The organism is Inquilinus sp. (genome assembly GCF_057815775.1).
Genome location: NZ_JBYRFX010000075.1, coordinates 1 through 5685 on the forward strand (window position 1 = coordinate 1; position 5685 = coordinate 5685).

Annotated in this window: 6 protein-coding genes; 3 read left to right on the plus strand and 3 right to left on the minus strand. The window is 70.5% G+C overall.

Features of this window, described 5'->3' with window-relative positions; all coding sequences use genetic code 11:
- The 3 genes from AC3XYG_RS02865 to AC3XYG_RS02875 all read left to right on the plus strand — a co-directional run.
- On the plus strand, nucleotides 1-874 hold an 874-nt coding region (locus AC3XYG_RS02865; protein ID WP_489138301.1), incomplete at its 5' end, for a YcjX family protein.
- Complete coding sequence (locus AC3XYG_RS02870) at nucleotides 871-1902, plus strand: TIGR01620 family protein (protein ID WP_489138302.1); 1032 nt, start codon at nucleotides 871-873, stop codon at nucleotides 1900-1902. The genes AC3XYG_RS02865 and AC3XYG_RS02870, both read left to right, overlap by 4 nt.
- Nucleotides 1903-2015: 113 nt before the next feature.
- Nucleotides 2016-2882: a c-type cytochrome gene (locus tag AC3XYG_RS02875; RefSeq protein ID WP_489138303.1), complete on the plus strand. Its 867-nt coding sequence runs from the start codon at nucleotides 2016-2018 to the stop codon at nucleotides 2880-2882.
- Nucleotides 2883-2912: 30 nt separating this feature from the next.
- Here the strand turns inward: AC3XYG_RS02875 and AC3XYG_RS02880 are convergent, their stop codons facing one another.
- The 3 genes from AC3XYG_RS02880 to AC3XYG_RS02890 all read right to left on the minus strand — a co-directional run.
- Complete coding sequence (locus tag AC3XYG_RS02880) at nucleotides 2913-3854, minus strand: metal ABC transporter solute-binding protein, Zn/Mn family (protein WP_489138304.1); 942 nt, start codon at nucleotides 3852-3854, stop codon at nucleotides 2913-2915.
- Nucleotides 3855-3931: 77 nt separating this feature from the next.
- The gene (locus AC3XYG_RS02885; protein WP_489138305.1) at nucleotides 3932-4828 is read right to left on the minus strand and encodes a metal ABC transporter substrate-binding protein; all 897 of its coding nucleotides are present in this window, start codon (nucleotides 4826-4828) and stop codon (nucleotides 3932-3934) included.
- A gap of 84 nt (nucleotides 4829-4912) precedes the next feature.
- A partial coding sequence (locus AC3XYG_RS02890) for a metal ABC transporter permease (RefSeq protein ID WP_489138306.1) occupies nucleotides 4913-5685 on the minus strand: 773 nt, incomplete at its 5' end.

Consider the following 5685-nt stretch of genomic DNA (forward strand, 5'->3'; position numbering starts at 1 on the left):
GCAGGGCTGGCGCGACGCCATCGCCGGACTCGACCCCGCCGGGCCGGCGAAGGAGACCGATGCGATCGAGGCGGCCCGGCTGTACACTGGCTATCTCCGCGCCTGCCGCACCCACGCCATCCCCTTGAGCCGGCTGCAGCCCGGGCGGTTCCTGCTGCCGGGCGACCTGGAAGGGTCCCCCGCCCTCACCTTCTGCCCGCTGCCGCGGCCGCGCGACACGCCGCGCGGGTCGCTGTGGCGGCTGATGGAGGAGCGGTTCGAGGCCTACAAGGCCAAGGTCATCCGCCCGTTCTTCAACGACCATTTCAGCCGGCTGGACCGGCAGATCGTGCTGGTCGACCTGCTGGCGCATCTGGCCGCCGGGCCGGAAAGCCTGGAGGACCTCGGCCGCGCCGTGGACGACATCCTGAGCTGCTTCAAGACCGGCGGCATCAACTGGCTGTGGCCGTTCGAGTCGCGGATCCGCAAGGTGCTGTTCGCCGCCACCAAGGCCGACCACCTGCCACGCGAGGGGCATGAGCCGCTGGTCGGGCTGATGGACGAGCTGCTGCAGCAGAGCGTCCGGCGCACCGCCTTCCAGGGCGCGACGGCGCGGTCGATGGCCATCGCCTCGCTGCGGGCCACCCGCGAGGTCGACGTCAAGCATGAGGGCGACACGCTGCGCTGCGTCGCCGGCACGATCGAGCCGGGCGGCAAGCCGGTCGCCGCCTTCCCGGGCGCCCTGCCGCGCAGCCTGCGCGACGCCCGCGGCGGCGGCCGCTTCGGCGCCCAGCGCTTCCTGCCGCCGCCGGATCTCGGTGCCGACGGCCAGCCCTGGCCGCATATCCGGCTGGACGGCGCCCTGCAGTTCCTGATCGGCGAGGACCTGGCATGACTCGGCCGCCCCTGATCCTGGATCACCCAACGGAGCCAGGGCCGGAGCCTGAGAACGGCCGGGCACCGGCCGTGTTCGCGCTGGACCAGACGGAAGCCGTGCCGGTGGAGGACGCGCCGGTGCCGGCCGCGCCCGACCCGATCGACCCCGGCCTGCGCCGCCGCCGCAGCCCGGGCAGCGTCGCCCTGCGCTTCGCCTTCGGGGCGCTGGTCGGGCTGGTCGGCCTGGGTATCAGCCTGTGGGTCGAACGGCTGGTGACCGACCTGCTGAGCCAGGGCGGGCCGCTGCAGGCGGTGACGCTGCTGCTGCTGGGCATCGCCGGGGCCGGGATCCTGACCTGGGCCGGATGGGAATTGCTGGCGCTGCGCCGGCTCGGCCGGGTCGAGGAGATCCGCAGCCTGGGCCGGGCGGCGGCGGGCGGCGACGCCGCGGCGGCCGATGCCGTCATCGCCCGCTTCCGCCGCCTGCATGCCGACGGCGCCGCGGCCGACGGCTTGGCCCGGCTGGAGCGCGAGCGTGACGAGCTGCGCGACCCGGCCGAGCTGATCGCGCTGTTGGAGCTGCACGCCCAGCGGCCGATCGATGCTGCCTGCCGCGCCACGATCGCGGCCACGGCCCGGCGCACCGCGCTGATCACCACCGTCACCCCCTTCGCCATCGTCGACATGATCGCGTCCGGCGCCCTGAACCTGCGGATGATCCGGCGGATCGCGGAGATCCAGGGCTTCCGCCCCGGCCTGTTCGCCACGCTGTCGCTGATCCGGCGGGTGGCGACGACACTGCTGATCGCCGGCGGCATCGAGGCCGCCAACGAGTATCTCGGTGATTTCCTGGGCGCCGGCCTGCTGCGCGCCTTCGGCCGCCGCGCCGGCGAAGGCGCGATCAACGGCATCCTGAGCGTGCGCATCGGCGTCGCCGCGATGAAGGTGTGCCGCCCCCTGCCCTATCTGCGCGACACCCCGCCCGGGACGATGAGCCTGGCCAAGGCGATCTTCGGCGCCGAAGCCGGTCCGAAATCCCCGTCCTGACCACCCGTATTGCAGCCGTAGCGGGTCCCGCCGGCACCGACATCACGCCGTAGCGCCGCGCGATCGATCCTGCCCGCCGCCGCGACGGGCGGCGTCGATCGATGGGGTTGGACATGGGAAATCGGGCCGGGCGGGCCGCGATGTGCGCGGCGTCGTTCCTGATCATAGCGGTGGCCGCAGCCGGCGGACCGGCCGGGGCCGAGACGCTGCAGGAGCGTGGCGCCTATCTGGTCAACGGCATCGCCAATTGCGGCAATTGCCATTCGCCGCAGGAACCGGACGGGACCCTGTCCGGTCCCCCGTTCTCGGGTGGCGAGGCCCTGAACGCCCCGCATTTCACCGCCTATCCGCCGAATCTGACGCCGGATGTCGCGACGGGCATCGGCGGCTGGACCGAAGACCAGATCGTCACCGCGATCCGCGAGGGCCGGACACCCGACGGCAGGGTGCTGCGGCCGCCGATGCCGATCGCCTTCTACCGCGGCATGTCCGATCGCGACGCCCACGCGATCGCCGCCTATCTGCGGTCGCTGGCGCCGGTGCAGAACAAGACGCCGGAGTCGCATTACGAGCAGCCGACCCCGGCCGGTTATGGCGCGCCGCTCGGCACCATCCCCGACCCCGATCCGGCCGATCGGGTCGCCTATGGCCGCTACCTCGCGCAGATCGGCCATTGCATGCTGTGCCACACCCCGCGGGATGCGACGGAAAAGCCGGATATGAGCCGGATCGGGGCCGGCGGCGCCGTCATGCACGGCGTGTTCGGGGAGATCGTGTCGCCGAACATCACGCCGGACCCGAAGGACGGCATCGGCGGCTGGACCGACCAGCAGGTCAAGGATGCGCTGACCAAGGGCGTCCGGCCGGACGGATCGCAACTGGCGTCGCCGATGCCCTGGCGCTATCTGGCGACCATGCGCGACGGGGATGTCGACGCGATCGTCGCCTATCTCCGCACCCTCAAGCCGATCGCCGGCTAGAACCGGATGACCCGCGCCGCGGCGGTGCGATCAATGGGCTCTGGTGTGGCAGCAATCGCTTGGCGGGCTGGCGAGCGCCGCCACGATGATGTCGGCATTGTGCCTGACGAGGCCGAGGAAGGTGCCGGCCGGCGTCCCGGGTGGCGACAGGGCCTCGGAATAGAGCGTGCCGCTGATCGTCATCCCTGTCTCGGCGGCGATCCGGTCGACCGGTCCGGGGTCGGCGGTGCTCTCGAGGAAGAGCGCGGAGATGGCACAGGTCTTCATCTGGTCCGAGATGCGGTCGGCATCGGCGGCCGAGGCCTTGTCATCGACCGTGATCCCCGCCAGCGTGGCGAAGTCGACCCCGTAGGAGCGGCTGAAATAGCCGAAGCCGCCATGCGCGGTCAGCACCAGCCGGCGCCCTGCCGGGACGACGGCGATCCGGTCCCGGATCTCGCGGTCGAGGGCCGCAATTTCCGTCTTGTAGCTGCGGCCATTGGCACGGTAGTCGGCGGCATGGCCCGGGTCGGCCACGGACAGGCCGGCCACGATGTTGTCGACATAGGTCTCGGCCTGCGCCAGGTCGTGCCAGGCATGTGGGTCGAGGGCACCATCCTGGTCAGCGACGTCGGGGGCGGCCGCCGCGCTCCGGATCGCGGCGATGCCGTTCGATGCGGCGACCACCGGGCCGTGATAACCGGCCGCAATGCTCAACTGGCGGATCCAGATCTCGTAGCCCAGCCCGTTGATCAGCAATAGATCGGCGTCACCCAGGACCTGCACATCGGCGGAGGTCGGCTGGTAGGCATAGGCATCGCGGTCGGGGCCGACCAGCGTGCGGACCGAGATGTGGTCGCCACCGATCCGGGCCGCCATGTCGCCGAGGATGCTGAAGCTGGCCACGACGCCGATCCTGTCCTGCGCCGCCGCCGGCACCGCCAGGATCGCCAGCAGCAGGGCCACCATTCCGATCCGGACCGTCCCCCTCATACGTCGAATCCCCCTGCGGATGGCAAAACGGGCGCACAGCGATCCTGCTGCACGCCCGCCGCGCTTCCTACGGGATTCTAGTTCTGCTTCATACCGGCAACCAATGTCGTGATGTTATATCGAAACATCTTTTCATAGGTCGAAGCCGGGCCGTCTTCGGTCGACAGCGCCTCGGCATACAGCTCGCCGCCCATCTGCGCACCGGCGGCCTTGGCCACCTGCTGCACCAGCCGGGGGTCGGTCGCGTTCTCGATGAACACCGCCTTGATGTGCTCGCGCTTGATCTGGTCGATCAGCTTGGCAATGTCGCCGGCCGAGGCCTCGCTCTCGGTCGAGAAGCCGACCGGGGCGCGGAACTCGATGCTATAGGCAGCGCCGAGATAGCCGAAGGCGTCGTGGCTGGTGATGACCTTGCGCTTGGCCGCGGGGATGGTCGCGACCTCGCGCCGGGCCCAGCTGTCGAGATCCTTCAGCTCGGCTTCGTACTTGGTGCCGTTGGCCTGGTAGGCCGCGGCATGGGCGGGATCGGCCGCCACCAGCGCCTTGGTCACGTTCGCGGCATAGACCGCGCCGTTGGCCGCACTGTTCCAGGCGTGGGGATCGGTGATCTCCTTGCCGTCATCCTCCATCCGGCGGGTGACGATGCCGTCCGAGGCGACGATGATCTTGCCCTTGTAGCCCGAGGCGGTGATCAGCCGGTCCATCCAGCCTTCGAGTTCGAGACCGCTGACGAAGACCACATCGGCATTGGCCAGCGCCTGCGCGTCCTGCGGCGTCGGCTCATAGACATGCGGGTCGCCGTTCGGGCCGACCAGGCTGCGGACATCGACGGTGTCGCCACCGATCTGGTGGACGACATCGGCCAGCACGGTGAAGCTGGCGACGACTTCCAGCTTCTTCGCCTGCGCCCAGGCGGGCAGCGCGCAGGCAGCAAGGGACAGGCCCAGAAGGCCGGCACGGATCAGGGTCTTCATGCATTGGCTCCGATAAGGACTCAGCAGGGTTACAGGATGCCCGCGCCCGCCCGTCCCGTGGCGGAGGCCGGATATCCGGTTCGGTCAGCGCGCGAAATGCGCGGTCGGCAGGTATCGGGCCCGCAGGCTGTCATGCGTCCCGAAGATCAGCGACAGCAGGTAGAAGGCACCGGCGGTCAGCACGATGCTGGGGCCGGACGGCAGGTTGCCGTGGTAGGAGACGACCAGCCCGGCATAGCCCGACAGCAGGGCCAGGCCGGCGGAACAGGCGAACAGCGACCACAGCGACCGGGCCCAGAACCGCGCCGCCGCCGCCGGCAGCATCATCAGCCCGACCACCATCAGCGTGCCGAGCGCCTGGAAGCCGCCGACGAGGTTGAGCACGACCAGCACCAGGAAGGCGGAATGCACCAGCCCCCCGGCGCCGCCGACCATGCGGAGGTAGCCGGGATCGAAGCATTCGACCACCAGCGGCCGGTACAGCAGCGCCAGCGCGATCAGCGTGATCGTGGCGATGCCGGCCATCAGCAGCAGCGCCACGTCGTCGACCGCGAGGATGGTGCCGAACAGCACATGGATCAAATCGACATTGCTGCCGCGGGTGGACACGATCAGCACGCCGCCGGCCAGGGCGATCAAATAGAAGGCGGCGAAGGCCGCATCCTCGCGCAGTGCCGTGACCCGGGTGACGGCGCCGGCCATCAGCGCCACCGCCAGGCCGGCGATCAGCCCGCCCAGCCCCATCGCCCACAGCGACAGGCCGGAAACCAGGAAGCCGACCGCGGCGCCGGGCAGCACCGCATGCGACATGGCATCGCCGACCAGGCTCATCCGCCGCAGCACCAGCAGCACGCCGA

Coding starts and splice junctions, on each gene's coding strand:
- AC3XYG_RS02885 (WP_489138305.1), bottom strand. CDS start 4,828: ATGAAGACCCTGATCCGTGCCGGCCTTCTGGGCCTGTCCCTTGCTGCC.
- AC3XYG_RS02875 (WP_489138303.1), top strand. CDS start 2,016: ATGGGAAATCGGGCCGGGCGGGCCGCGATGTGCGCGGCGTCGTTCCTG.
- AC3XYG_RS02870 (WP_489138302.1), top strand. CDS start 871: ATGACTCGGCCGCCCCTGATCCTGGATCACCCAACGGAGCCAGGGCCG.
- AC3XYG_RS02880 (WP_489138304.1), bottom strand. CDS start 3,854: ATGAGGGGGACGGTCCGGATCGGAATGGTGGCCCTGCTGCTGGCGATC.